This window comes from Mesorhizobium sp. LMG17149, from assembly GCF_024518695.1.
Classification (GTDB): Bacteria; Pseudomonadota; Alphaproteobacteria; order Rhizobiales; family Rhizobiaceae; genus Mesorhizobium.
In genome coordinates, this window is sequence record NZ_JANIFL010000004.1 from 94,861 (window position 1) to 120,537 (window position 25,677).

General features: G+C 61.9%; 34 protein-coding genes. 32 read left to right on the forward strand and 2 right to left on the reverse strand.

All coding sequences use genetic code 11. From position 1 onward, the window contains the following. The first annotated feature begins 94 nt into the window (after window positions 1-94). Window positions 95-4,291, forward strand: coding sequence for a DNA-directed RNA polymerase subunit beta' (rpoC, locus tag NP945_RS09530; RefSeq protein WP_013531415.1), 4,197 nt, complete (start codon window positions 95-97; stop codon window positions 4,289-4,291). A gap of 374 nt (window positions 4,292-4,665) precedes the next feature. Here rpoC and NP945_RS09535 read toward each other — a convergent pair whose 3' ends face one another. Together NP945_RS09535 and NP945_RS09540 are read right to left on the reverse strand one after the other, a co-directional pair. After that, the gene (locus tag NP945_RS09535; RefSeq protein WP_256746209.1) at window positions 4,666-5,592 is read right to left on the reverse strand and encodes a Gfo/Idh/MocA family protein; all 927 of its coding nucleotides are present in this window, start codon (window positions 5,590-5,592) and stop codon (window positions 4,666-4,668) included. Window positions 5,593-5,774: 182 nt separating this feature from the next. Further along, window positions 5,775-6,056 carry a transcriptional regulator gene (locus tag NP945_RS09540; RefSeq protein ID WP_013531420.1) on the reverse strand — a complete coding sequence of 94 codons (282 nt, stop codon included), beginning with the start codon at window positions 6,054-6,056 and terminating at the stop codon, window positions 5,775-5,777. Window positions 6,057-6,553: 497 nt separating this feature from the next. Here NP945_RS09540 and rpsL point away from each other — a divergent pair, with 497 nt between their 5' ends. The 31 genes from rpsL (at window position 6,554) to rplQ (ending at window position 25,657) form a co-directional block, all read left to right on the forward strand. Continuing rightward, window positions 6,554-6,925 carry a 30S ribosomal protein S12 gene (gene rpsL, locus NP945_RS09545; RefSeq protein WP_006333356.1) on the forward strand — a complete coding sequence of 124 codons (372 nt, stop codon included), beginning with the start codon at window positions 6,554-6,556 and terminating at the stop codon, window positions 6,923-6,925. Between the two features lie 76 nt (window positions 6,926-7,001). Further along, window positions 7,002-7,472, forward strand: a complete 471-nt coding sequence (gene rpsG / locus NP945_RS09550) for a 30S ribosomal protein S7 (protein WP_008875664.1) — start codon at window positions 7,002-7,004, stop codon at window positions 7,470-7,472. A gap of 29 nt (window positions 7,473-7,501) precedes the next feature. Continuing rightward, the gene (fusA, locus tag NP945_RS09555; RefSeq protein WP_027027748.1) at window positions 7,502-9,592 is read left to right on the forward strand and encodes an elongation factor G; all 2,091 of its coding nucleotides are present in this window, start codon (window positions 7,502-7,504) and stop codon (window positions 9,590-9,592) included. Window positions 9,593-9,690: 98 nt separating this feature from the next. Beyond that, complete coding sequence (gene tuf / locus NP945_RS09560) at window positions 9,691-10,866, forward strand: elongation factor Tu (RefSeq protein WP_095090666.1); 1,176 nt, start codon at window positions 9,691-9,693, stop codon at window positions 10,864-10,866. 69 nt (window positions 10,867-10,935) lie between these two features. Further along, window positions 10,936-11,244: a 30S ribosomal protein S10 gene (rpsJ, locus tag NP945_RS09565; RefSeq protein ID WP_010909272.1), complete on the forward strand. Its 309-nt coding sequence runs from the start codon at window positions 10,936-10,938 to the stop codon at window positions 11,242-11,244. A 61-nt stretch (window positions 11,245-11,305) separates the two neighbouring features. After that, a complete protein-coding gene (gene rplC, locus NP945_RS09570) occupies window positions 11,306-12,034 on the forward strand; it encodes a 50S ribosomal protein L3 (protein WP_013531422.1) in 729 nt (242 codons plus the stop codon). Next, on the forward strand, window positions 12,034-12,654 hold the full coding sequence (gene rplD, locus NP945_RS09575; RefSeq protein ID WP_013531423.1) for a 50S ribosomal protein L4: 621 nt from the start codon (window positions 12,034-12,036) through the stop codon (window positions 12,652-12,654). The genes rplC and rplD overlap by 1 nt, the downstream gene beginning before the upstream one ends. Then, complete coding sequence (locus NP945_RS09580) at window positions 12,651-12,944, forward strand: 50S ribosomal protein L23 (RefSeq protein WP_013531424.1); 294 nt, start codon at window positions 12,651-12,653, stop codon at window positions 12,942-12,944. Before rplD ends, NP945_RS09580 begins: the two co-directional genes overlap by 4 nt. A gap of 22 nt (window positions 12,945-12,966) precedes the next feature. After that, window positions 12,967-13,800: a 50S ribosomal protein L2 gene (rplB, locus tag NP945_RS09585; RefSeq protein ID WP_024505067.1), complete on the forward strand. Its 834-nt coding sequence runs from the start codon at window positions 12,967-12,969 to the stop codon at window positions 13,798-13,800. Window positions 13,801-13,816: 16 nt separating this feature from the next. Beyond that, window positions 13,817-14,095: a 30S ribosomal protein S19 gene (gene rpsS / locus NP945_RS09590; protein ID WP_006205463.1), complete on the forward strand. Its 279-nt coding sequence runs from the start codon at window positions 13,817-13,819 to the stop codon at window positions 14,093-14,095. Window positions 14,096-14,097: 2 nt separating this feature from the next. Beyond that, window positions 14,098-14,487, forward strand: a complete 390-nt coding sequence (gene rplV / locus NP945_RS09595) for a 50S ribosomal protein L22 (protein ID WP_006205462.1) — start codon at window positions 14,098-14,100, stop codon at window positions 14,485-14,487. After that, window positions 14,487-15,212, forward strand: a complete 726-nt coding sequence (gene rpsC, locus NP945_RS09600; RefSeq protein ID WP_013531426.1) for a 30S ribosomal protein S3 — start codon at window positions 14,487-14,489, stop codon at window positions 15,210-15,212. Before rplV ends, rpsC begins: the two co-directional genes overlap by 1 nt. Window positions 15,213-15,239: 27 nt before the next feature. After that, a complete protein-coding gene (rplP, locus tag NP945_RS09605; protein ID WP_013531427.1) occupies window positions 15,240-15,653 on the forward strand; it encodes a 50S ribosomal protein L16 in 414 nt (137 codons plus the stop codon). A 13-nt stretch (window positions 15,654-15,666) separates the two neighbouring features. Further along, entirely contained in the window at window positions 15,667-15,867 is a 201-nt protein-coding gene (gene rpmC / locus NP945_RS09610) for a 50S ribosomal protein L29 (RefSeq protein WP_006205459.1), read from the forward strand. An 11-nt stretch (window positions 15,868-15,878) separates the two neighbouring features. After that, on the forward strand, window positions 15,879-16,118 hold the full coding sequence (gene rpsQ / locus NP945_RS09615) for a 30S ribosomal protein S17 (RefSeq protein WP_010909280.1): 240 nt from the start codon (window positions 15,879-15,881) through the stop codon (window positions 16,116-16,118). A gap of 83 nt (window positions 16,119-16,201) precedes the next feature. Continuing rightward, window positions 16,202-16,570, forward strand: coding sequence for a 50S ribosomal protein L14 (gene rplN / locus NP945_RS09620; RefSeq protein WP_006205457.1), 369 nt, complete (start codon window positions 16,202-16,204; stop codon window positions 16,568-16,570). A 12-nt stretch (window positions 16,571-16,582) separates the two neighbouring features. Beyond that, window positions 16,583-16,897, forward strand: coding sequence for a 50S ribosomal protein L24 (gene rplX, locus NP945_RS09625; RefSeq protein WP_013531428.1), 315 nt, complete (start codon window positions 16,583-16,585; stop codon window positions 16,895-16,897). Then, window positions 16,890-17,468 (forward strand): 50S ribosomal protein L5, encoded by a 579-nt coding sequence (rplE, locus tag NP945_RS09630; protein WP_127270613.1) that lies wholly within the window; start codon window positions 16,890-16,892, stop codon window positions 17,466-17,468. Before rplX ends, rplE begins: the two co-directional genes overlap by 8 nt. Before the next feature lie 27 nt (window positions 17,469-17,495). Further along, a complete protein-coding gene (rpsN, locus tag NP945_RS09635; RefSeq protein ID WP_013895695.1) occupies window positions 17,496-17,801 on the forward strand; it encodes a 30S ribosomal protein S14 in 306 nt (101 codons plus the stop codon). Window positions 17,802-17,813: 12 nt separating this feature from the next. Continuing rightward, window positions 17,814-18,212 carry a 30S ribosomal protein S8 gene (gene rpsH, locus NP945_RS09640; RefSeq protein WP_013531431.1) on the forward strand — a complete coding sequence of 133 codons (399 nt, stop codon included), beginning with the start codon at window positions 17,814-17,816 and terminating at the stop codon, window positions 18,210-18,212. An 89-nt stretch (window positions 18,213-18,301) separates the two neighbouring features. Further along, entirely contained in the window at window positions 18,302-18,835 is a 534-nt protein-coding gene (rplF, locus tag NP945_RS09645) for a 50S ribosomal protein L6 (RefSeq protein WP_013895694.1), read from the forward strand. Between the two features lie 124 nt (window positions 18,836-18,959). Continuing rightward, complete coding sequence (rplR, locus tag NP945_RS09650; protein WP_027038735.1) at window positions 18,960-19,319, forward strand: 50S ribosomal protein L18; 360 nt, start codon at window positions 18,960-18,962, stop codon at window positions 19,317-19,319. Window positions 19,320-19,467: 148 nt separating this feature from the next. Next, a complete protein-coding gene (rpsE, locus tag NP945_RS09655; protein WP_006333394.1) occupies window positions 19,468-20,031 on the forward strand; it encodes a 30S ribosomal protein S5 in 564 nt (187 codons plus the stop codon). Window positions 20,032-20,055: 24 nt separating this feature from the next. Beyond that, the gene (gene rpmD / locus NP945_RS09660) at window positions 20,056-20,253 is read left to right on the forward strand and encodes a 50S ribosomal protein L30 (RefSeq protein WP_006205449.1); all 198 of its coding nucleotides are present in this window, start codon (window positions 20,056-20,058) and stop codon (window positions 20,251-20,253) included. 22 nt (window positions 20,254-20,275) lie between these two features. Continuing rightward, a complete protein-coding gene (gene rplO / locus NP945_RS09665) occupies window positions 20,276-20,752 on the forward strand; it encodes a 50S ribosomal protein L15 (protein WP_013531434.1) in 477 nt (158 codons plus the stop codon). Window positions 20,753-20,944: 192 nt separating this feature from the next. Continuing rightward, the gene (secY, locus tag NP945_RS09670; protein WP_027038734.1) at window positions 20,945-22,285 is read left to right on the forward strand and encodes a preprotein translocase subunit SecY; all 1,341 of its coding nucleotides are present in this window, start codon (window positions 20,945-20,947) and stop codon (window positions 22,283-22,285) included. Continuing rightward, window positions 22,282-22,878, forward strand: coding sequence for an adenylate kinase (locus NP945_RS09675; protein WP_013531436.1), 597 nt, complete (start codon window positions 22,282-22,284; stop codon window positions 22,876-22,878). The genes secY and NP945_RS09675 overlap by 4 nt, the downstream gene beginning before the upstream one ends. Window positions 22,879-23,088: 210 nt before the next feature. Continuing rightward, complete coding sequence (gene rpsM, locus NP945_RS09680; RefSeq protein WP_013531437.1) at window positions 23,089-23,457, forward strand: 30S ribosomal protein S13; 369 nt, start codon at window positions 23,089-23,091, stop codon at window positions 23,455-23,457. Window positions 23,458-23,618: 161 nt separating this feature from the next. Continuing rightward, the gene (gene rpsK, locus NP945_RS09685) at window positions 23,619-24,008 is read left to right on the forward strand and encodes a 30S ribosomal protein S11 (protein WP_006205444.1); all 390 of its coding nucleotides are present in this window, start codon (window positions 23,619-23,621) and stop codon (window positions 24,006-24,008) included. A gap of 102 nt (window positions 24,009-24,110) precedes the next feature. Then, window positions 24,111-25,121, forward strand: coding sequence for a DNA-directed RNA polymerase subunit alpha (locus NP945_RS09690; protein WP_023812081.1), 1,011 nt, complete (start codon window positions 24,111-24,113; stop codon window positions 25,119-25,121). A gap of 104 nt (window positions 25,122-25,225) precedes the next feature. Continuing rightward, window positions 25,226-25,657, forward strand: coding sequence for a 50S ribosomal protein L17 (rplQ, locus tag NP945_RS09695; protein ID WP_013531439.1), 432 nt, complete (start codon window positions 25,226-25,228; stop codon window positions 25,655-25,657). Window positions 25,658-25,677: the final 20 nt, after the last annotated feature.

The following is a 25,677-nucleotide window of genomic DNA, read 5'->3' on the forward strand; positions in this document are numbered from 1 at the left end:
CCAAATTCTTCGGCCGGTGGCCGACACACGACGGCGGGCGTTTGGCCCGCGCTAGATGCAAGGGGTTTTCGAGGACCCCGAAAAGGAGAACGGCATGAACCAAGAGGTCATGAATCTCTTCAATCCGCAGGCGCCTGCGCAGGTGTTCGATTCCATCCGGATATCGCTTGCCAGCCCTGAGAAGATTCTGTCCTGGTCTTTCGGCGAGATCAAGAAGCCGGAGACCATCAACTACCGCACCTTCAAGCCGGAGCGTGACGGTCTGTTCTGCGCGCGCATTTTTGGCCCGATCAAGGACTATGAGTGCCTGTGCGGCAAGTACAAGCGCATGAAGTACAAGGGCGTCATCTGCGAAAAGTGCGGCGTCGAAGTCACGCTGTCGCGCGTTCGCCGCGAGCGCATGGGCCATATCGAGCTGGCGGCTCCGGTCGCCCATATCTGGTTCCTGAAGTCGCTGCCGTCGCGCATCGGCACGCTGCTCGACATGACCCTGAAGGACATCGAGCGCGTTCTCTACTTCGAGAACTACATCGTCACCGAACCTGGCCTCACCGCGCTGAAGGAGCACCAGCTGCTCAGCGAGGAAGAGTACATGATCGCCGTCGACGAGTATGGCGAGGATAGTTTCACCGCCATGATCGGCGCCGAGGCCATTCATGACCTCCTGGCGGGCATGGACCTGGAGAAGATCGCCGGCGACCTGCGTTCGGAACTGGCTTCGACCACCTCCGAGCTGAAGCAGAAGAAGTATCTGAAGCGGCTCAAGGTCGTCGAGAACTTCATGGAATCCGGCAACCGTCCGGAATGGATGATCATGAAAGTGGTTCCGGTGATCCCGCCGGACCTGCGCCCGCTGGTTCCGCTGGACGGCGGCCGCTTCGCCACGTCGGATCTGAACGATCTCTATCGCCGCGTCATCAACCGCAACAACCGTCTGAAGCGGCTGATCGAGCTGCGGGCGCCGGGCATCATCGTGCGCAATGAAAAGCGCATGCTGCAGGAAGCCGTCGATGCGCTGTTCGACAACGGCCGTCGCGGCCGCGTCATCACCGGCGCCAACAAGCGCCCGCTGAAGTCGCTGTCCGACATGCTCAAGGGCAAGCAGGGCCGGTTCCGTCAGAACCTGCTCGGCAAGCGCGTAGACTATTCCGGCCGCTCGGTCATCGTGACCGGTCCGGAGCTCAAGCTGCATCAGTGCGGCCTGCCCAAGAAGATGGCGCTCGAACTGTTCAAGCCCTTCATCTACGCCCGTCTCGACGCCAAGGGTTACTCCTCGACCGTCAAGCAGGCGAAGAAGCTGGTCGAAAAGGAGCGTCCGGAGGTCTGGGATATCCTCGACGAGGTCATCCGCGAACATCCGGTGCTGCTGAACCGTGCGCCGACGCTGCACCGTCTCGGCATCCAGGCGTTCGAGCCGATCCTGATCGAGGGCAAGGCGATCCAGCTGCACCCGCTGGTCTGCACGGCCTTCAACGCCGACTTCGACGGCGACCAGATGGCCGTCCACGTGCCGCTGTCGCTGGAAGCGCAGCTTGAAGCCCGCGTGCTGATGATGTCGACCAACAACATCCTGCACCCGGCTTCCGGCGCGCCGATCATCGTGCCGTCGCAGGACATGGTTCTGGGCCTCTACTATCTCTCGATCGTCAACCAGAACGAGCCGGGCGAGGGCATGGTGTTTGCCGACATGGGCGAACTCCAGCATGCGCTCGAGACCAAGGCGGTGACGCTGCACTCCAAGATCAAGGGTCGTTTCCGCACGGTCGACGCCGAAGGCAAGGTCGTGTCGAAGATCCATGACACGACGCCTGGCCGCATGATCATCGGCGAGCTTCTGCCGAAGAACGTCAACGTGCCTTACGAGACCGCCAACCAGGAGATGACCAAGAAGAACATCTCCAAGATGATCGACACCGTCTACCGCCATTGCGGTCAGAAGGAGACGGTCATTTTCTGCGATCGCATCATGGCGCTCGGATTCAGCCATGCCTGCCGTGCCGGCATTTCGTTCGGCAAGGACGACATGCTGATCCCGGATGCCAAGATCAAGCTGGTCTCCGACACCGAGGCTTTGGCCAAGGAATACGAGCAGCAGTACAATGACGGTCTGATCACGCAGGGCGAGAAGTACAACAAGGTCGTCGACGCCTGGGCCAAGTGCTCGGAAAAGGTCGCCGACGAAATGATGGCCCGCATCAAGGCGGTCGAGTTCGAGGACAATGGCCGTCAGAAGCCGATGAACTCGATCTACATGATGTCGCACTCCGGTGCGCGTGGCTCGCCCACCCAGATGCGCCAGCTTGCCGGCATGCGCGGCCTCATGGCCAAGCCGTCGGGTGAAATCATCGAGACGCCGATCATCTCGAACTTCAAGGAAGGCCTGACCGTGCTCGAGTACTTCAACTCGACCCACGGCGCCCGCAAGGGTCTGGCCGACACCGCCTTGAAGACGGCGAACTCGGGTTACCTCACCCGTCGTCTGGTCGACGTGGCGCAGGATTGCATCGTCAACTCCGTCGACTGCGGCACCGACAAGGGCCTCACCATGCAGCCGATCGTCGATGCCGGTCAGGTCGTCGCTTCGGTCGGCCAGCGCGTGCTGGGCCGTACGTCGCTCGACGACATCACCCATCCGGTGTCGGGCGAGATCCTGGTCAAGGCCGGAACGCTGATGGACGAGCGTGACGTGGAACAGATCGAAAAGGCCGGCGTCCAGTCGGTCCGCATCCGCTCGGCACTGACTTGCGAAGTCAGGGTTGGCGTCTGCGCGGTCTGCTACGGTCGCGATCTGGCCCGCGGCACCCCGGTCAATCAGGGCGAAGCCGTCGGCGTCATCGCGGCGCAGTCGATCGGCGAGCCGGGCACGCAGCTCACCATGCGTACCTTCCACATGGGCGGTACCGCGCAGGTCGTGGACAGCTCGTTCCTTGAAGCCTCGTATGAGGGCAAGGTCGAGATCCGCAACCGCAACGTGGTGCGCAACTCCGACGGCCAGCAGATGGTCATGGGCCGCAACATGGCGGTTCTGATCCTCGACGAAGCCGGCAAGGAGCGCGCCTCGCACCGCCTCACCTATGGTTCGCGCATCTTCGTGGACGATGGTGACAAGGTGAAGCGCGGCCAGCGTATCGCCGAGTGGGATCCCTATACCCGTCCGGTCCTCACTGAAATCGAGGGCAGGGTGTCGTACGAGGATCTGGTCGACGGCATTTCCGTTCAGGAAACGGCCGACGAGTCGACCGGCATCACCAAGCGTGAGGTCATCGACTGGCGCTCGACGCCACGCGGCAACGACCTGAAGCCGGCGATTGCGATCCAGGACGCCAAGGGCAAGGTCGGCAAGCTGTCGAAGGGCGGCGACGCCCGCTTCCTGCTCTCGGTCGAGGCCATTCTTTCGGTCGAGCCGGGTTCGCAGGTTCGCCCCGGCGACGTTTTGGCGCGTATTCCGATGGAAAGCGCCAAGACCAAGGACATCACCGGCGGTCTGCCGCGTGTTGCCGAGCTGTTCGAGGCACGTCGTCCGAAGGATCACGCCATCATCGCCGAGATCGACGGCACGATCCGCTTCGGCCGCGACTACAAGAACAAGCGTCGCATCATCATCGAGCCGCATGACTCGACGCTTGAGCCGGTCGAATACCTGATCCCGAAGGGCAAGCCGTTCCATCTCCAGGACGGCGACGTCATCGAGAAGGGCGACTACATCCTCGACGGCAATCCTGCGCCGCACGACATCCTGGCGATCAAGGGCGTGGAGGCACTTGCTTCCTACCTCGTCAACGAGATCCAGGAAGTCTATCGTCTGCAGGGCGTGTCGATCAACGACAAGCACATCGAGGTGATCGTTCGCCAGATGCTGCAGAAGGTCGAGATCACGGTGCAGGGCGACTCGACCTACATTCCAGGCGATCATGTCGACGTGATCGAACTGGAAGAGGTCAACGAGCGTCTGGTCGAGGACGGCAAGAAGCCGGCCGAAGGCCTGCCGGTGCTGCTCGGCATCACCAAGGCATCGCTGCAGACGCCGTCCTTCATCTCGGCCGCCTCCTTCCAGGAAACGACCCGGGTGCTGACGGAGGCTGCGGTTGCCGGCAAGACCGACATGCTGCAGGGCTTGAAGGAAAACGTCATCGTCGGCCGGCTGATCCCGGCCGGTACCGGCGGCACGATGAGCCAGATCCGGCGCATCGCCACCTCGCGCGACGAACTGATCATCGACGAGCGCCGCAAGGCCTCGGGTGCGGAAGTCGCCGAGCCGATGCTGGCCGACATGACAACCGCCGCGCAGTAAGCGCGGCGGCAGGAATCTCAGGCAAAAAAAGGCCGTCGGGGCGACCCGGCGGCCTTTTTTCATTGCGTTGGAGCCGAACTTTGTGGCGGTGGCGAAGTGAGGAGCATCGTCTGATGCCTTGTTTTGCAGGCTGGCGCCGCCCCTCATCTGCCTGCCGGCATCTTCTCCCCGTATAGTGACGGGGAGAAGGACGCCGTCGCTGACGATTTCGCCAATCGGCGACCTTGCAGGGCGAACGCCGGCGTCGCCATTGCCCCTTTCTCCCCGTCACTATACGGGGAGAAATGTCCGGCAGGACAATGAGGGGCGGCGCGCCCTTCGCAAATGATCCGGGAAGTGGGGATCGGAGCGAGGTCGCTCTTCACAGCCCATTGTCAATCGAAGAACGCCTCGACCACGTTGCGCTTGCCGAGCATGAAGGCGTCAGCGACATGCTGCAGCGGCGCCAGATCGACATCGGAGGTGCCGGCGCGGACGATCTCGGCGAAGCGCTTGTAGAGCATCGGGTACTCGGCCTCCGGCTCGTCATGAACCACCTTGCCGTCGATGGCGAGCTTCGAGCCGCCGCCCGACAGCACCATCGCGCCCTTGTCGGTGTCGGCCAGGATGTCCCAGCTTTGCGGGCCTGTCTGCAGCCAGTCGAGGTCCATCGTCACCGGCAACCCGTTCGAGGTGCGGAAGGCGATGCGCGCGGCAACCGGGGAGGCGCGGTTTTCGGGAAAATCCAGCACCGCCGAGGTGATGAACATCGCCGGCAGGATATGGGTGGCAATCGACAGCGCGTTGATGCCGGGATCGAAGACGCCGAAACCGCCGGGAGCCCAGATCCATTCCTGGGTCGGGTGCCAGCGGCGCACGTCTTCCTTCCAGTTGATGGCGGCCGACCTGATCTTGGCCTTGTCGAGGAAGGCGCGTGCGGCCTCTACGGCCGGCGCATAGCGCGAGTGCCAGCTGGCGAACAGCGAGACGCCGTTCTGCGCGGCCAATGTCTTGAGGTCCTCGACCTCGCTGACCGTGGCGCCAGGCGGCTTCTCCAGGAAGACATGCTTCTTGGCCATCAGCGCGGTGCGCGCCGCATCGTAGCGGAACTGCGGCGGCATGCAGAGCGACACGGCCTCGAGCTCGGGCACGGCATCGAGCATGGCTTCGATATCAGGGAAATTCGGGATGTCATCCACCTTGCCGTGACGGCTGGCAGCCGCGATGAGGCGATAGTCCTGGTCTTTCGCCAGGGCCGGCAGATGCTGATCGCGGACGATCTTGCCAACGCCGACGATGCCTATCTTGATGGGCTGGGACACGGCCGCTCCGTCTGTTTGATGATGGTGATGGTTTCTTACCAGAACACTTGCCCCGGGCAAGCCGAAGCCGAGAAGCCTAGCTCGGCCTTCCTTGAGGCGGCAGTGCACATTTTTGTCGGCTGGTAAGGCCACGGTCGCCGATTCGTCTCGGCAGTCGATTCGAAAGCTGGACCGGATTCGGTTCAGATCGGCACGTCGAAGGTAACGATCGACACTTCGCCTTCGAGCGCGCCCTGGAAGGCGGAGATATGCGGCTCTTCGTCGGGGATGCCGTCCATGTCGCCGATCTGGTCGAGCTCGGCCTCGGCGTATCCTTCGGCGGCAAGCGATTCGAGTGCCCGGCGCACCGCCGAATCGTCGTCGGGCGCGACCAGCATGACGTGGACGCCTTCCGGTTTGCCGCCTTTTTTCTTCCACACCCGGCCGGTGATGATGGTGACCGGGCGTTCTTCATTGTCGTTCACGGGCCGATTCCTCTTGGCAGCGGGTGGGCGGGCGAGGGGGTTTTGACTGCTCATGCGGCCTTTTCGCATGAAGCAAGGCCGCGCAACAGCGCAAACCCATTCACTTTGCCTGAAGGCTTGTCACTTTCTTCCTCGCTCTTGCAAAAATGCGAAAGAAAATTACATGCGGTTTTCGCATGGCTGCCAAGCCTTGGTCGGCGCGCAATATTTGGTGCTCCGGGCTTGACGGTCCGCGGTCTTACGAGTAGAAGCCGCCCAGTCAGAACCGATGTGAGGCTCTCCCTTCCGAAGCGACACGCTTTGGAGTTTGCCTCAAACAGGGTTCGTTTTACGAGCGAAAAGACATTTCCGGCGTGCACGAAGCGGCTTCCGCTTCCTCTGCCTTTTGTTCGGGCAAGACCGCGAGGCGCGGTTTATGGCCCGAATTTGCGTATGGAAATGACGCTTTGAGCGGCCCTGACCGGGCGAGACACGGAATTGAGAGACAAGAGGGTTTAATGCCTACCGTCAACCAGCTGATCCGCAAGCCGCGCATTGCGCCGGTGAAGCGCAACAAGGTCCCGGCCATGCAGCAGAACCCGCAGAAGCGGGGCGTCTGCACGCGCGTCTATACAACGACGCCGAAGAAGCCGAACTCGGCGCTGCGCAAGGTGGCCAAGATCCGCCTGACCAATGGTTTTGAAGTGATCGGGTACATCCCCGGCGAAGGCCACAACCTTCAGGAACACTCCGTGGTGATGATCCGCGGCGGCCGCGTCAAGGATCTTCCGGGCGTTCGCTACCACATCATCCGCGGCGTGCTCGACACGCAGGGTGTGAAGAACCGCAAGCAGCGCCGTTCGAAGTACGGCGCCAAGCGTCCGAAGTAAGGGGCGTCCGAAGTAAGATTTTCCGGCCTTGGCGCTCCTTGGGTGCGTCGGGTTATGAGATTGAGAGACAAAAGCCATGTCGCGTCGTCACAGTGCAGAAAAGCGTGAGATCAATCCGGACCCGAAGTTCGGCGATCTGATCGTCACCAAGTTCATGAACGCCGTCATGTATGACGGCAAGAAGTCGGTCGCCGAGACCATCGTCTACGGCGCGCTCGACCAGGTTCAGTCGAAGACCAAGCAGGAGCCGGTCACCGTCTTCCATCAGGCGCTCGACAATGTCGCGCCTCATGTTGAAGTGCGTTCGCGTCGTGTCGGTGGCGCCACCTACCAGGTTCCGGTTGATGTGCGCCCCGAGCGCCGCCAGGCATTGGCCATTCGCTGGCTGATCGCTGCGGCCCGCAATCGCAATGAGACCACGATGGTCGACCGCCTCTCCGGCGAGCTGATGGACGCGGCCAACAACCGCGGCACGGCTGTCAAGAAGCGTGAAGACACCCACAAGATGGCTGAAGCCAACCGCGCTTTCGCGCACTACCGCTGGTAAAGCGCGAACGAGACTGAGAGGCAGCTACGATGGCCCGCGAATACAAAATCGAAGACTACCGCAATTTCGGTATCATGGCGCATATTGACGCCGGCAAGACGACGACCACCGAGCGCGTCCTCTACTACACGGGCAAGTCGCACAAGATCGGCGAAGTCCACGACGGCGCTGCCACCATGGATTGGATGGAGCAGGAGCAGGAGCGCGGCATCACGATCACCTCCGCCGCGACCACGACCTTCTGGAAGGCTCGTGACGGCAAGATGCACCGCTTCAACATCATCGACACCCCCGGCCACGTCGACTTCACCATCGAAGTCGAGCGTTCGCTGCGCGTGCTCGACGGTGCCATCGCGCTGCTCGATGCCAATGCCGGCGTTGAGCCGCAGACCGAGACCGTCTGGCGCCAGGCCGACAAGTACCGCGTTCCGCGCATGATCTTCTGCAACAAGATGGACAAGATCGGCGCCGACTTCTACCGCTCGGTCGAGATGATCGGTTCGCGCCTCGGTGCGCATGCCGTTGTCATGCAGCTGCCGATCGGCGCCGAGACCGAGTTCAAGGGCGTCGTCGACCTCGTCGAGATGAACGCGCTTGTCTGGCGCGACGAGACGCTGGGCGCTGCCTGGGATGTCGTCGAGATCCCGGACGACCTCAAGGCTCGTGCCGAAGAATACCGCGAGAAGATGATCGAGGCCGCCGTCGAAATGGACGAGACGGCGCTTGAGAATTACCTCGAAGGCAAGATGCCGTCGAATGACGAGATCCGCGCGCTGATCCGCAAGGGCACCATCGCGGTCAAGTTCTACCCGATGTTCTGTGGCTCGGCCTTTAAGAACAAGGGCGTGCAGCCGCTGCTCGACGCCGTCGTCGAATATCTGCCGTCGCCGGCCGATGTTCCCGCCATCAAGGGTGTCGATGCCAAGACCGACGCCGAGATCGAGCGTCACGCCGACGACAACGAGCCTCTGTCGATGCTCGCCTTCAAGATCATGAACGACCCGTTCGTCGGTTCGCTGACCTTTGCCCGCATCTATTCGGGCAGGCTCACCAAGGGCATCTCGGTCGACAACACCGTGAAGGGCAAGAAAGAGCGAATCGGCCGCATGCTGCAGATGCATGCGAACTCGCGCGCCGACGTCGAAGAGGCTTTTGCCGGCGACATCGTTGCTCTTGCCGGTCTCAAGGACACGACCACCGGCGACACGCTGAGCGATCCGCTGCATCCGGTCATTCTCGAGCGCATGGAATTCCCCGATCCGGTCATCCAGATCGCCATCGAGCCGAAGACCAAGAACGACCAGGAAAAGATGGGCCTCGCCCTTCACCGTCTGGCCGCCGAGGATCCGTCCTTCCGTGTCAAGACCGACGAGGAAAGCGGCCAGACCATCATTTCCGGCATGGGCGAACTTCACCTGGACATCATCGTCGACCGCATGCGTCGCGAGTTCAAGGTCGAGGCCAATGTCGGCGCACCGCAGGTGGCTTATCGCGAGACGATCACCCGCAGGCACGAGCAGGACTACACGCACAAGAAGCAGACCGGCGGTACCGGTCAGTTCGCTCGCGTCAAGATCGTCTTCGAGCCGAACCCGGACAGCAGCGAGTTCGAGTTCGAGACCAAGATCGTCGGCGGCGCCGTGCCGAAGGAATACATCCCCGGTGTCGAAAAGGGCATCAACAGCGTCATGACCTCGGGTCCGTTCGCGGGCTTCCCGATGATCGGCGTCAAGGCGACGCTGATCGACGGCGCTTACCACGATGTCGACTCCAGCGTTCTGGCCTTCGAAATCGCCGGCCGCGCCTGCTTCCGTGAAGCCGCACCCAAGCTTGGCGTGCAGCTGCTCGAGCCGATCATGAAGGTCGAAGTGGTGACGCCGGAAGATTACGTCGGCAGCGTCATCGGCGATCTGAACGGTCGTCGTGGCCAGATCCAGGGCCAGGAAGCGCGCGGCGTCGCCGTCGTCATCAACGCGATGGTGCCGCTCGCCAACATGTTCAAGTATGTCGACAACCTGCGCTCGATGAGCCAGGGCCGTGCGGCCTACACCATGCAGTTCGATCACTATGAGCCGGTTCCGACCGCAGTGGCTCAGGAAGTCCAGAAGAAATACGCCTAAGGGTTTCTTAGCCACCGGGTCGCGCCCCTTGCGCGGTGCCGGATCTGAAGAGCGAATAACAATTTCCCCTTAGCGGGTAGAATAGACGGAGAACGATTATGGCCAAAGGTAAATTCGAGCGTAACAAGCCTCACGTGAACATCGGCACGATTGGCCACGTCGACCATGGCAAGACGTCGCTGACGGCGGCGATCACCAAGTATTTTGGCGAATACAAGCGCTACGACCAGATCGACGCTGCTCCTGAGGAAAAGGCGCGCGGCATCACGATCTCGACGGCGCATGTCGAATATGAGACGGCTGCCCGCCACTACGCTCACGTCGACTGCCCCGGCCACGCCGACTATGTGAAGAACATGATCACCGGTGCCGCGCAGATGGACGGCGCGATCCTGGTCGTGTCGGCTGCCGACGGCCCGATGCCGCAGACCCGCGAGCACATCCTGCTGGCGCGTCAGGTCGGCGTGCCGTCGATCGTGGTGTTCCTCAACAAGGTCGACCAGGTCGACGACGCCGAGCTGCTCGAACTGGTCGAGCTCGAGGTTCGCGAGCTTCTGACCAAGAACGAGTTCCCCGGCGACGACATTCCGATCGTCAAGGGTTCGGCTCTGGCTGCTCTGGAAGATTCGGACAAGAAGATCGGTGAAGACGCGATCCGCGAGCTGATGGCTGCGGTCGATGCCTACATCCCGACGCCGGTTCGTCCGCTCGACAAGCCGTTCCTGATGCCGATCGAAGACGTGTTCTCGATCTCGGGCCGCGGCACGGTCGTGACCGGCCGCGTCGAGCGCGGCGTGGTCAAGGTCGGCGAGGAGCTGGAGATCATCGGCATCCGTCCGACGACCAAGACGACCTGCACGGGCGTGGAAATGTTCCGCAAGCTGCTCGATCAGGGCCAGGCCGGCGACAACATCGGCGCGCTGCTGCGCGGCGTTGATCGTGAAGGCGTCGAGCGCGGCCAGGTTCTGGCCAAGCCCGGTACGGTGAAGCCGCACAAGAAGTTCGTGGCCGAAGCCTACATCCTGACCAAGGACGAAGGTGGCCGTCACACGCCGTTCTTCACCAACTACCGTCCGCAGTTCTACTTCCGCACGACCGACGTGACCGGCATCGTGTCGCTGCCGGAAGGCACCGAAATGGTGATGCCGGGCGACAACATCACGGTCGATGTCGAGCTGATCGTGCCGATCGCCATGGAAGAGAAGCTGCGCTTCGCCATCCGTGAAGGCGGCCGCACCGTCGGTGCCGGCATCGTCGTCACCATCAAAGAGTAATTTGGACTTAAACCGATCTGTCGCGGGCGCGGGAGTTGCCCGCGCCGCGCCAGAACAAGGAAGTGACGCATGAACGGACAGAATATCCGCATCCGCCTTAAGGCGTTTGACCACCGCGTGCTCGACGCCTCGACGAAGGAAATCGTGTCGACGGCCAAGCGTACCGGCGCAAACGTCCGCGGCCCCATTCCGCTGCCGACGCGGATCGAAAAGTTCACGGTCAACCGGTCGCCTCACGTCGACAAGAAGAGCCGCGAGCAGTTCGAGATGCGCACGCACAAGCGTCTGCTCGACATCGTCGATCCGACCCCGCAGACGGTCGATGCTTTGATGAAGCTCGATCTGGCCGCCGGCGTCGACGTCGAGATCAAGCTCTAAGGGAATGAGAGCGCGGTAAGGGGCGGTGCCCCTGGCCCGGAACTCTAAAGGAATTGAACCGATGCGTTCAGGTGTGATTGCAAAGAAGGTGGGAATGACCCGCATCTACAACGATGCCGGGGAACATGTTCCCGTCACCGTTCTCCTGATGGAGAACTGCCAGGTCGTGGCCCAGCGCACGCAAGAGAAGAATGGCTACACCGCCGTTCAGCTCGGCGTTGGCCTTGCCAAGGTGAAGAACACGTCGAAGGCGATGCGCGGCCATTTCGCGACCGCTTCCGTCGAGCCGAAGGCGAAGGTCGCCGAGTTCCGCGTCTCCGCCGACAACATGATCGATGTCGGCGCCGAGATCACCGTCGAGCACTTCGTCGCCGGCCAGAAGGTCGATGTGACGGGCACGACGATCGGCAAGGGCTTCCAGGGCGTCATCAAGCGCCACCACATGGGCGGTGGCCGTGCAACGCACGGTAACTCGGTTTCGCACCGTACGCACGGTTCGACCGGCCAGCGTCAGGACCCGGGCAAGGTGTTCAAGGGCAAGCATATGGCTGGCCACATGGGCGACACCCGCGTCACCACGCAGAATGTCGAGATCGTATCGACCGACGCCGACCGCGGCCTGATCCTGATCCGCGGTGCGGTTCCCGGATCGAAGGGCGCCTGGATCCTGGTCCGCGATGCGGCCAAGGTGGCACTGCCGGCCAATGCGCCGAAGCCTGCCGCGATCCGCGCCGTTGCTGCCGAAAGTGGCGCCAAGAACGAGGCTCCGGCCACAGAGGGAGCGGAATAATGGATCTCAAGATCACAACGCTGGGCGGCAAGGACGCCGGCAAGGTGGAACTCTCCGACGAGATTTTCGGCCTTGATCCGCGCGAAGACATCCTGCAGCGCGTCGTGCGCTGGCAGCTTGCCAAGAAGCAGCAGGGCACGCACAAGACCAAGGGTCGCGCCGAGATCGCGCGCACCGGCGCCAAGATGTACAAGCAGAAGGGTACGGGCCGCGCCCGTCACCATTCGGCACGCGCTCCGCAGTTCCGCGGCGGCGGCAAGGCCCACGGCCCGGTCGTTCGCAGCCACGAGCACGAACTGCCGAAGAAGGTTCGTGCTCTCGGCCTCAAGCATGCTCTCTCGGCCAAGGCCAAGAGCGCGTCGATCATCATCATCGACGAGCTGAAGCTGACCGAGGCCAAGACGAAGGCGCTGATCGCGAATTTCGCGACGCTGGGCCTGACCAACGCTTTGCTGATCGGCGGCGCCGAGCTTGACAAGAACTTCAAGCTGGCGGCGACGAACATCCCCAACATCGACGTGCTGCCCATCCAGGGCATCAACGTCTACGACATTCTGCGCCGCGGCACGCTGGTCCTTTCGAAGGCCGCCGTCGAGGCTCTCGAGGAGCGTTTTAAATGACCGACCTTCGTCATTACGACGTGATCGTCTCGCCGGCGATCACCGAAAAGTCGACCATGGCCTCCGAGCAGAACAAGGTCGTCTTCAACGTCGCCAAGAAGGCGTCGAAGCCGGAAATCAAGGCCGCCGTCGAAGCGCTGTTCGGCGTCAAGGTGATGGCCGTGAACACGCTTGTCCGCAAGGGCAAGATCAAGCGCTTCCGTGGCACGGTTGGCCGCCAGAGCGACGTCAAGAAGGCGGTTGTGACGCTGGCCGATGGTCAGTCGATCGACGTCGCGACGGGTCTCTGAGCAAGGCCGCGAGGACAGAACAATGGCACTGAAAAAATTCAACCCGGTAACGCCCAGCACCCGTCAGCTGGTCATCGTCGACCGCTCGGGTCTTTACAAGGGCAAGCCCGTCAAGGGTCTGACCGAAGGCCTGACCAAGTCGGGCGGCCGCAACAATCACGGTCGCATCACCGCCCGCTTCATCGGCGGTGGTCACAAGCGTTCGTACCGCATCATCGACTTCAAGCGCCGCAAGTTCGACGTCGTCGGCACGGTCGAGCGCATTGAATACGATCCGAACCGCACCGCCTTCATCGCGCTGATCAAGTATGACGATGGCGAGCTGTCCTACATCATCGCTCCGCAGCGTCTGGCTCCCGGCGACAAGATCGTCTCCGGTGAATCGGTAGATGTGAAGCCGGGCAATGCGATGCCGCTGGCTTCGATGCCGGTAGGCACCATCGTCCACAACATCGAGCTGAAGCCGGGCAAGGGCGCTCAGGTCGCCCGTTCGGCAGGTGGTTACGGTCAGCTGGTCGGTCGTGACCAGGGCATGGCGATCCTGCGCCTCAATTCGGGCGAGCAGCGTGTCGTTCACGGCTCCTGCATGGCCACTGTCGGCGCCGTGTCCAATCCGGACCACGGCAACATCAATGACGGCAAGGCCGGTCGCACGGTTTGGCGTGGCAAGCGCCCGCACAATCGCGGCGTGACCATGAACCCGGTCGACCATCCGCACGGCGGCGGTGAAGGCCGCACCTCGGGTGGCCGCCATCCGGTTTCGCCCTGGGGCAAGCCGACCAAGGGCAAGAAGACGCGGTCCAACAAGGCGACCGACAAGTTCATCCTGCGCTCGCGCCATCAGCGCAAGAGCTAAGAAGAGGTAACGCCAAGTGACTCGTTCGATTTGGAAAGGCCCCTTCATTGACGGCTACCTTCTCAAGAAGGTGGACAAGGTTCGTGAAGGTGGTCGCAATGAGGTGATCAAGATGTGGAGCCGTCGCTCCACCATCCTGCCGCAGTTCGTCGGCTTCACCTTCGGTGTCTACAACGGCCAGAAGCATGTTCCCGTCTCGGTGAACGAGGACATGGTCGGTCACAAGTTCGGTGAATTCGCTCCGACCCGGACCTATTACGGTCACGGCGCGGATAAGAAGGCGAAGAGGAAATAATCATGGGCAAGGCCAAAGCTCCGCGCAGGCTTGCTGATAACGAAGCGCGCGCCGTATTGCGCACGATCCGTATCAGCCCGCAGAAGCTCAACCTCGTTGCCGCGCTGATCCGCGGCAAGAAGGTCGCGACAGCGCTTTCCGATCTCGAATTCTCGGCCAAGCGGATTTCCGGCACGGTCAAGAAGACGCTGGAATCGGCAATCGCCAACGCGGAAAACAACCACGACCTGGATGTCGATGCGCTGATCGTGGCGGAAGCCTATGTCGGCAAGTCGATCGTCATGAAGCGGTTCCATGCCCGTGGCCGCGGTCGCGCCAGCCGTATCGAGAAGCCGTTCTCGCACCTCACGATCGTCGTTCGTGAAGTCGAAGAAAAAGGGGAGGCCGCATAATGGGCCAGAAAGTCAATCCGATCGGTCTTCGCCTCGGCATCAACCGCACCTGGGATTCGCGCTGGTTCGCGAACACCGGCGAGTACGGCAAGCTGCTGCATGAGGACATCAAGATCCGCAAGTATCTCGAGAAGGAGCTCAAGCAGGCTGCCATCTCGAAGGTCGTGATCGAGCGTCCGCACAAGAAGTGCCGCGTCACCATCCACGCCGCGCGCCCGGGTCTGATCATCGGCAAGAAGGGCGCCGACATCGAGAAGCTTCGCAAGAAGCTGATGGAGATGACGAAGTCCGAGACGCACCTCAACATCGTTGAAGTGCGCAAGCCGGAAATCGACGCGACCCTGGTCGCCCAGTCGATCGCCCAGCAGCTCGAGCGTCGTATCGCGTTCCGCCGCGCCATGAAGCGTGCCGTTCAGTCGGCGATGCGCCTCGGGGCCGAAGGCATCCGCATCAACTGCGCCGGCCGCCTCGGCGGCGCCGAGATCGCGCGCATGGAATGGTATCGCGAAGGCCGCGTGCCGCTGCATACTCTGCGTGCGGACGTCGACTACGGTACGGCCGAAGCGCACACGGCTTATGGCATCTGCGGCGTCAAGGTCTGGGTGTTCAAGGGCGAAATCCTTGAGCATGACCCGATGGCTTCGGAGCGTCGGGCCAGCGAAAGCGATGCAGCGCATGGCGGTGGTGGTGATCGCGAACGCGGTCGTCGTCGCGAAAACGCCTGAGACATTTAGGAATTTGGAGTTAGAACGATGCTGCAGCCAAAGCGCACAAAGTTCCGCAAGCAGTTCAAGGGCCGTATCCATGGTACCGCAAAGGGCGGCACCAACCTGGATTTCGGTGGTTTCGGGCTGAAGGCGCTTGAGCCGAACCGCGTCACCGCACGTGAGATCGAGGCGGCCCGCCGCGCGATCACGCGTGAAATGAAGCGCGCTGGTCGCGTCTGGATCCGTATTTTCCCGGACGTGCCGGTCACTTCGAAACCGACCGAAGTCCGCATGGGTAAGGGCAAGGGTGCGGTCGACTACTGGGCGGCGCGCGTCAAGCCGGGCCGTATCATGTTCGAGATCGACGGCGTCAATGAAGAAACCGCCCGTGAGGCACTGCGTCTCGGCGCGGCCAAGCTCTCGGTCAAGACGCGCTTCGTGCAGCGCATCGCAGAATAAGGACGGGCTGATCATGAAAGCCGAAGACATCCGGACCAAGACCCAGGACCAGCTGACCGACGACCTGGCCAGCCTGAAGAAGGAGCAGTTCAACCTGCGCTTCCAGAAGGCCACCGGCCAGCTCGAGAAGACCGCGCGCGTGAGACAGGTCCGTAAGGATATTGCGCGTATCAAGACCATCGCTGCGGAAAAGTCCGCGGCTAAGAAGGCTTAAGGACGAAAACCATGCCAAAGCGCATTCTGCAGGGCACCGTCGTCAGCGACAAGAACGAGAAGACGGTTGTCGTCAAGGTCGAACGGCGCTTCACGCATCCCGTGATGAAGAAGACCGTGCGCATGACCAAGAAGTACAAGGCGCACGACGAAAACAACGCCCACAAGGTTGGCGATCAGGTGTTCATCCAGGAATCGAAGCCGATTTCCAAGGACAAGCGCTGGATCGTCGTGTCTTCGGACCAAGCCTGACCTCGGGCGTAAACAACGAATTTTGGACAGACCGGGGAGGGGCTTTGAGCCCATCCCGTTAGAAGAGAAGAAGGCGGCCAGTCATGATTCAGATGCAAACAAACCTCGACGTCGCGGATAATTCCGGCGCCCGTCGTGTCATGTGCATCAAGGTGCTGGGCGGCTCGAAGCGGAAATACGCTTCCGTGGGCGACATCATCGTGGTGTCGATCAAGGAAGCCATTCCGCGCGGCCGCGTAAAGAAGGGCGATGTGATGAAGGCGGTCGTGGTTCGCACGGCCAAGGACATCCGCCGCCCGGACGGCAGCGTGATCCGTTTCGACAAGAACGCGGCCGTTCTCGTCGACAACAAGAAAGAGCCGATCGGCACGCGTATCTTCGGACCGGTTCCGCGCGAACTCCGCGCCAAGAACCACATGAAGATCATCTCGCTCGCGCCTGAAGTGCTGTAAGGAGCCGGACCAATGCAAAAGATTAGAAAAGGCGACAAGGTCGTCGTGCTGGCCGGCAAGGACAAGGGCCGTTCGGGCGAAGTCCTCTCGGTGCAGCCGAAGGAAGACACCGCGCTGGTGCGCGGCGTCAACATGATCCGTCGTCACCAGAAGCAGTCCCAGTCCCAAGAGGGCGGGATCATCACCAAGGAAGCGCCGATCCAGCTGTCGAACATCGCGCTGGCCGACCCCAAGGATGGCAAGCCGACCCGCGTCGGTTTCATCTTCCAGAAGGACGGCAAGAAGGTGCGCGTCGCCAAGCGCTCGGGAGAAGTCATCAATGGCTAAGGCTCAATCCAAGCAGGCGACCGCGAACAACACGCCGCGCCTCAAGCAGGTCTACAACGAGACCATCCGCAAGGCGTTGCAGGAACAGTTCGGCTACGACAACGAGATGCAGGTTCCGCGCATCGACAAGATCGTGCTGAACATGGGCGTTGGCGAAGCGACCGCCGATTCGAAGAAGCCTTCGATCGCGGCCGAAGACCTGGCGATGATCGCCGGCCAGAAGGCCGTCGTCACCCGCGCCCGCAACTCGATCGCCGGCTTCAAGGTCCGCGAGAAGATGCCGATCGGCGCCAAGGTCACGCTGCGCAAGGAACGTATGTACGAGTTCCTCGACCGTCTCGTGAACATCGCACTGCCACGCGTCCGCGACTTCCGCGGGCTCAATCCGAAGAGCTTCGATGGCCGTGGCAACTACGCCATGGGCATCAAGGAACACATCGTGTTCCCGGAGATCAACTACGACAAGGTTGATCAGATCTGGGGCATGGACGTCATCGTTTGTACGACTGCGAAGACGGATGACGAAGCCAGGGCATTGCTCAAGGCTTTCAACTTCCCCTTCCGCCAGTAACGGCAGCGAGAAAAGGAAAAATCTGAAATGGCAAAGACCAGCTCAGTCGAGAAGAACAACAGGCGCCGCAAGCTTGCCGACCAGTACGGTCCCAAGCGCGCTGCCCTGAAGGCGATAATCATGGATCAGTCCAAGCCGATGGAAGAGCGTTTCCGCGCTCAGCTCAAGCTTGCCGCCATGCCGCGCAACTCGGCCAAGATCCGCATCCGCAACCGCTGCGAAGTCACCGGCCGTCCGCGCGCCTACTATCGCAAGCTCAAAGTATCGCGCATCGCGCTTCGTGATCTCGGCAATAACGGCCAGATCCCGGGCCTGGTCAAGTCGAGCTGGTAAGGAGGACATAACATGTCATTGAGCGATCCTCTCGGCGATATGCTGACCCGCATCCGCAACGCGTACGGCCGCAAGAAGTCGAGCGTTTCGACGCCGGCTTCGCGTCTGCGCACCCGCGTCCTCGACGTGCTGAAGGCTGAAGGCTATATCCGCGATTACAGCCAGACCGACTTCGACAACGGCAAGTCCGAAATCGAGATCGAGCTGAAGTATTTCGACGGCGCGCCGGTCGTGCGCGAAATCGCCCGCGTCTCGAAGCCAGGCCGCCGCGTCTATGTTTCGGCCAAGTCGATCCCGCAGGTCGCCAACGGCCTCGGCATCGCCATCCTTTCGACACCGAAGGGCGTGATGGCCGACCATGAAGCACGTGAACAGAACGTCGGCGGTGAGATCCTCTGCCAGATCTTCTGATCTGGCAGTTGACCGCAAAGTGGAATCCGGTCTTCGGATCGTTCCCGAAGACAGAGACCTGAAACAAGAGAAGTGACGAGGACAACAAAATGTCTCGTATTGGAAAGAAACCCGTTTCGCTGCCGCAGGGCGTGACCGCGACCGTCAACGGCCAGACCGTGACGGCGAAGGGCCCCAAGGGTGAGCTGAAGTTCGTGGTGAACGACGAAGTGCTGGTCAAGATGGAAGGCAGCGAGATCGCTGTCCAGCCGCGCGACCAGACCAAGACCGCCCGCTCCAAGTGGGGCATGTCGCGCACGCAGATCGTCAACATCCTGCAGGGCGTCAAGGACGGTTTCGAGAAGAAGCTCGAGATCACCGGCGTCGGCTATCGCGCGGCACTTCAGGGCAAGAACCTGCAGCTGGCGCTTGGCTTCAGCCATGACGTCGTCTATGAGACGCCGGCCGGCATCACCATTACCGTGCCGAAGCCGACCGAAATCACCGTGGCCGGCATCGACAAGCAGCAAGTCGGCCAGGTTGCGGCGGAGATCCGCGAGTATCGCGGTCCCGAGCCCTACAAGGGCAAGGGCGTCCGCTATGCCGGCGAAAAGATCGTCCGCAAGGAAGGCAAGAAGAAGTAGCGGGCCTGGCCTCGAGAAGTTGAGGCCAAGCCAAGAAGTGTAACGCCGCGGGGAGCGGTCGCGGGAGGCGCTTTCGCCTACCGCATATGGCGGCCCCCGTTTTTTGAAGGCAAGGAAGACCATCATGGGTACCAAGGAATCCACGCAGCGCCGCGCGCAGCGCGTCCGTCGTCAGATCAAGAAGGTCGCCGGCGAGCGTCCGCGTCTGTCGGTCCACCGCACGTCGAAGAACATCTACGTGCAGGTCATCGACGACGCCAAGGGCCACACCATCGCTGCCGCTTCGACGCTCGAGAAGGATCTCAAGGGTTCGCTCAAGACCGGCGCCGACACCGCCGCCGCCGCCGCGATCGGCAAGCTGATCGCCGAGCGCGCCACCAAGGCCGGCGTCAAGGAAGTCGTCTTCGACCGCGGTGCCTACATCTATCACGGCCGCGTCAAGGCGCTCGCCGAGGCTGCCCGCGAAGGTGGCTTGAGCTTCTAAGCATAGTCCCGAAAAGTTGCAGACTTTTCGGATAGGGATTATGCGAAGGAATTGATTTCGCCCCCGGTGACCGTTTCCCGATTTATTCGGGGCGAGGCACCGGATCTTATCAGCAACCGTGCTTCCGGAAAAAAACAAGGAACAGGATATGGCACAGGAACGTAGGGATGGCGGCCGCGGCCGCGATCGTGAAGAACGCGATGACGGCATGGTGGACAAGCTCGTCCACATCAACCGCGTCGCCAAGGTCGTCAAGGGCGGCCGTCGCTTCGGTTTTGCAGCACTCGTCGTCGTCGGTGACCAGAAGGGCCGTGTCGGCTTTGGTCACGGCAAGGCGCGCGAAGTGCCGGAAGCCATCCGCAAGGCAACTGAATCGGCCAAGCGCGACATGATCTTCGTGCCGCTGCGCTCGGGCCGTACGCTGCATCACGACGTCGAAGGACGCTGGGGTGCTGGACGCGTGCTGCTGCGCGCCGCCAAGCAAGGTACCGGCATCATCGCCGGTGGCCCGATGCGCGCTGTCTTCGAGACGCTCGGCATGCATGACGTGGTCGCCAAGTCGATGGGTTCGTCGAACCCCTACAACATGGTTCGCGCCACCTTCGACGCGCTGAAGAGCCAGATGCATCCCAAGGATGTGGCTGCTGCTCGCGGCATCAAGTATTCGACCCTTCAGGCCCGCCGCGGCACCGCCGTTGCGGCTGAAGAATAGTCGATCTGACCAGGGATTTTGACCATGGCCAAGAAAGCAACCAAGACCATCACCGTTGAGCAGATCGGTTCGCCGATCCGCCGTCCGAAGGAGCAGCGCGCGACGCTGGTCGGCCTCGGCCTCAACAAGATGCACAAGCAGCGCACGCTGGAAGATACGCCCTCCGTGCGCGGCATGATCGCTGCCGTCCAGCATCTCGTCCGCGTCGTGGACGAGGGCTGAGCCAGAGCGCAGGAGAACTCAGATGAAACTCAACGATCTGCGTGACAAGGACGGCGCGACGCACTCCAAGAAGCGTCTCGGCCGTGGTATCGGCTCCGGCTCCGGCAAGACCGGCGGTCGTGGCGTCAAGGGCCAGAAGGCGCGCTCCGGCGTCGCGATCAACGGCTTCGAGGGCGGCCAGATGCCGCTCTACCGGCGCCTGCCGAAGCGTGGCTTCAACAACATCTTCGCCAAGAGCTTCACCGTCGTGTCGCTGGCCCGCATCCAGGTGGCCATCGACGCCAAGAAGCTCGACGCCAAGGCGACCGTGACGGCTGAATCGCTGGTTGCCGCCGGCGTCATCCGCCGCGTCAAGGACGGCGTGCGCATCCTCTCGGACGGCGAGATCAAGGCGAAGCTCGCCTTTGACGTCGCCGGCGCCTCCAAGGCCGCGATCGAAAAGATCGAAAAGGCCGGCGGTTCGGTCAAGCTGCCGCAGGAAAAGGCAGCTGCCGAGTAACGGCAATTTGAAGCGCGATCGGCAGGAGTGGGATCCGTTTTTGCTCACGATTGCGCTTTGATCTGCTCAACGAGGCGGCCGCGTCAACGCGGCCGCTTGCATGTTTAGAGCCCGGAGCTTATCTCGTGAGCTTCGGTGAAACGCGCCGCCTGACCTCAGGGCCATCAAGCGTTACCAAGCGGAGAATCAGGCATGGCTTCGGCTGCTGAACAATTAGCCTCGAATCTGAATTTCTCGGCCTTCGCCAAGGCGGAGGATTTGAAGAAGCGCATCTGGTTCACGATCGGCGCGCTGCTCGTCTATCGCCTCGGCACCTACATCCCGCTTCCCGGTATCAATCCCGACGCCTTCGCCCAGGCCTTCTCTTCGCAGAGCAAGGGCGTGCTTGGCATGTTCAACATGTTCGCCGGCGGCGCCGTGCAGCGCATGGCGATCTTTGCGCTCGGCATCATGCCTTACATCTCCGCCTCCATCATCATGCAGCTGATGACTTCGGTCATCCCGTCGCTGGAAGCGCTGAAGAAGGAAGGCGAACAGGGCCGCAAGGTCATCAACCAGTACACGCGCTACGGCACGGTGCTGCTTGCGCTGGTTCAGGCCTATGGCATTTCTGTCGGTCTGGAAGGCGGCAACGGCATCGTCAGCGATCCCGGCATGTTCTTCCGCATCTCGACCGTCGTCACGCTGGTCGGCGGCACCATGTTCCTGATGTGGCTGGGCGAGCAGATTACCGCGCGCGGCATCGGCAACGGCATTTCGCTGATCATCTTCTCCGGCATCGTCGCAGGCCTGCCGCACGCCATCTCCGGCACGCTGGAGCTTGGTCGCACCGGCGCGCTGTCGACCGGCCTGATCCTGGCGATCATCGTGCTGGCCGTCGTCGTCATCGCGCTCATCGTGTTCTTCGAGCGAGCCCAGCGCCGCTTGCTGATCCAGTACCCGAAGCGCCAGGTCGGCAACCGCATGTTCCAGGGCGATACCTCGCATCTGCCGCTGAAGCTCAACACGTCGGGTGTCATTCCGCCGATCTTCGCCTCGTCGCTGCTGTTGCTGCCGGCCACCGTCGCGGGCTTCTCGCAGACGGCCAACATGCCGGCCTGGGCAAGCACCATCCTGGCCGCGCTCGGCCACGGCCAGCCGCTCTACATGGCATTCTATGCGGCGATGATCGCGTTTTTCGCCTTCTTCTACACTGCGATTGTCTTCAACCCGAAGGACACCGCCGACCAGCTCAAGAAGCATTCGGGCTTCATCCCGGGCTATCGTCCGGGCGAGCGCACCGCCGATTACATCGATTACGTTCTCACCCGCATCACCGTCGTCGGCGCCATCTATCTGGTGCTGGTGTGCCTGTTGCCGGAGTTCCTGATCTCGGCGACTGGCGTACCATTCTACCTTGGTGGCACATCGCTTCTGATCGTGGTCAGTGTCACGCTCGATACGGTTGCGCAGATTCAGGGGCACCTGATTGCGCACCAGTATGAAGGCCTGATCAAGAAGTCGAAGCTGCGCGGGGGGAAGAAAGCCAGATGAGGTTGATATTGCTTGGGCCGCCAGGAGCGGGCAAGGGGACGCAAGCACAAAGACTGGTAGAAAAACACGGCATACCCCAGCTCTCGACGGGCGACATGCTGCGTGCTGCCGTCCAGGCAGGCACCGAAGTCGGCAAGCGCGCCAAGGCGGTGATGGATGCCGGTGAACTGGTGTCCGACGCGATCGTCAACGCGATCGTCGCCGAGCGTATCGATCAGCCCGACTGCGCCAAGGGGTTCATCCTCGACGGCTATCCGCGGACCCTGGTGCAGGCGGATGCGGTCGAGCAGATGCTGTCGGATCGCTCCCAGGGCCTCGACGCCGTCATTGAGCTCGTCGTCGACGACAAGGCCCTGGTTGGCCGGATCGTCAAGCGCGCCGACGAGGCGCAGGCCGCCGGCCTTCCCGTTCGCAAGGACGACAACCCGACCGTGTTCGAAGAGCGCCTGAGGGAATACTACAAGAAGACGTCGCCGCTGATTGGCTATTATTATGCCAAGGGCAAGCTCCGCAGTGTCGACGGCATGGCCGATATTGACGCCGTGACGGAACAGATCGAAGCGGTGCTCAAGGACGCAGTTCGGGGAAATTAACGATTGCACTTGACGGAGGCGGTTCGCTGCGGTATGGCGGCCCGTCTTCCTATCAGGCATGAGCTTTGCTTGTCCGCAAGGGCAAGGCAGCCGCATTGAATTGGAAACTCCCGCATGGGCCGGCCTCCACCGGACGCGGGGCAACTTAAGACAGCGCCGTGCCCGCCTCGTTTTTGAGGATTGGCCGGCCCACATGGAGAAGGGAAGAACATGGCTCGTATAGCCGGCGTCAACATTCCGACCAACAAGCGCGTTGTCATTGCGCTTCAATACATTCACGGCATTGGCAAGCGGTTCGCCCAGGAGATCGTCGACAAGGTCGGCATCCCGGCCGAGCGCCGCGTCAACCAGCTGACCGACGCGGAAGTGCTGCAGATCCGCGAAACCATCGACCGCGATTACCAGGTTGAAGGCGACCTGCGCCGCGAAGTCTCGATGAACATCAAGCGGCTCATGGACCTCGGCTGCTACCGCGGCCTGCGTCACCGCCGCTCGCTGCCGGTCCGCGGCCAGCGCACGCATACCAATGCGCGCACCCGCAAGGGCCCGGCCAAGTCGATCGCCGGCAAGAAGAAGTAATTTTTTAGGGGAATAAGGGAGTGGGGGAGTAAGGCAGTAGGGAATGCCCGCCAGTCGGGTCGCACTTTTCCCTACTCCCTTACTGCCCTATTCCCCTACTTCCTTACGAAGGTGGAGCCGCTGGCATTACGGCGGTGTAGAGATCAACTGAAAGGACTATCATGGCCAAGGAAGCCGCTCGTGTTCGCCGTCGCGAACGCAAGAATATCTCGTCGGGCGTTGCCCACGTCAATTCGACCTTCAACAACACGATGATCACCATCACCGACGCGCAGGGCAATTCGATTGCCTGGTCGTCGGCCGGTGCCCAGGGCTTCAAGGGTTCGCGCAAGTCGACCCCGTTCGCTGCCCAGATGGCTGCCGAGGATGTTGCCAAGAAGGCCCAGGAGCACGGCATGCGCATGCTCGAAGTCGAGGTCTGCGGACCCGGCTCCGGTCGTGAATCGGCGTTGCGCGCCCTGCAGGCGGCCGGCTTCACCATCACCTCGATCCGTGATGTGACGCCGATCCCGCACAATGGCTGCCGCCCGCGCAAGAAGCGTCGCGTCTAAGCATTTACCGAACGCCGCGCGAGCGCCCTTGGGCGCTCCTCCGCGGCATTCCAGGTCGCCCGCCACGATTGGATGGTGGCGGGTCAACGGAAGGAAAGCATCATGATCCAGAAAAATTGGCAGGAACTGATCAAGCCGAACAAGATCGAGTTCTCGTCGAAGAAGAAGACGCTGACCACGCTGGTCGCCGAGCCTCTCGAGCGTGGCTTTGGCCTGACGCTGGGCAACGCGCTGCGCCGCGTGCTTCTGTCTTCGCTGCGCGGTGCGGCTGTTACCGCCGTGCAGATCGACGGCGTTCTGCATGAATTCTCGTCCATCGCCGGCGTGCGCGAGGACGTGACCGATATCGTCCTCAACATCAAGGAAATCGCCATCCGCATGGAAGGCGATGGCCCCAAGCGCATGGTCGTTCGCAAGCAGGGACCGGGTGCGGTTCTCGCTGGCGACATCCAGACGGTTGGCGACGTCGAGATCCTCAACCCCGACCACGTCATCTGCACGCTGGACGAAGGCGCTGAAATCCGCATGGAATTCACCGTCGACACCGGCAAGGGTTACGTGCCGGCCGACCGCAACCGCGCCGAAGACGCGCCGATCGGCTTGATCCCGGTCGACAGCCTTTATTCGCCGGTCAAGAAAGTCTCCTACAAGGTCGAGAACACCCGTGAGGGCCAGGTTCTCGACTATGACAAGCTGACCATGACGATCGACACCGACGGTTCGATCACCGGCGAGGACGCGGTGGCTTTCGCCGCCCGCATCCTGCAGGACCAGCTCGGCCTGTTCGTCAACTTCGACGAGCCGCAGAAGGAAGTCGCCGCCGAGGCCGTCACCGAGCTCGCCTTCAACCCGGCGCTGCTCAAGAAGGTCGACGAACTCGAGCTTTCGGTGCGTTCGGCCAACTGCTTGAAGAACGACAACATCGTCTATATCGGCGACCTGATCCAGAAGACCGAAGCCGAGATGCTGCGCACCCCGAACTTCGGCCGCAAGTCGCTGAACGAGATCAAGGAAGTCCTGGCGGCGATGGGCCTGCACCTCGGCATGGAAGTGCCGGACTGGCCGCCGGAAAACATCGAAGATCTCGCTAAGCGTTACGAAGACCAATATTGAGCATGAATTCCAAGGATGGGCGGCGTGGGCCGCTCGATCCGACGGTCATGCGGAAAACCATCAGAGGCCGCGGCCTCTTGAACAACTGAAGAAGGAAAAGAGCCATGCGCCACGGTTTCAAAGGCCGTCGCTTCGCCCGAAGCATTAGCCATCGCAAGTCGATGTTCGCCAACCTCGCCGTGTCGCTGCTCGAGCACGAGCAGATCGTCACGACCTTGCCGAAGGCGAAGGACCTGCGTCCGATCGTCGAGAAGCTGGTGACGCTCGGCAAGCGCGGCGACCTGCATGCCCGCCGCCAGGTCATTGCCCAGATCGGCAATGAAGGCGTCGTCAAGCGTCTGTTCGACACCATCGCGCCGCGCTACGCCAACCGCAATGGCGGCTATCTGCGCATCATGAAGGCGGGCTTCCGTCACGGTGACAACGCCGCCATGGCCGTCATCGAGTTCGTCGATCGCGACGTTTCGGCCAAAGGCGCCGGCGACCGCGCTCGCATCGAAGCCGAAAGCGCTGACGCGGACGCCGCAGCCGCATAAGGCTCGGTTTTCCCAAATGA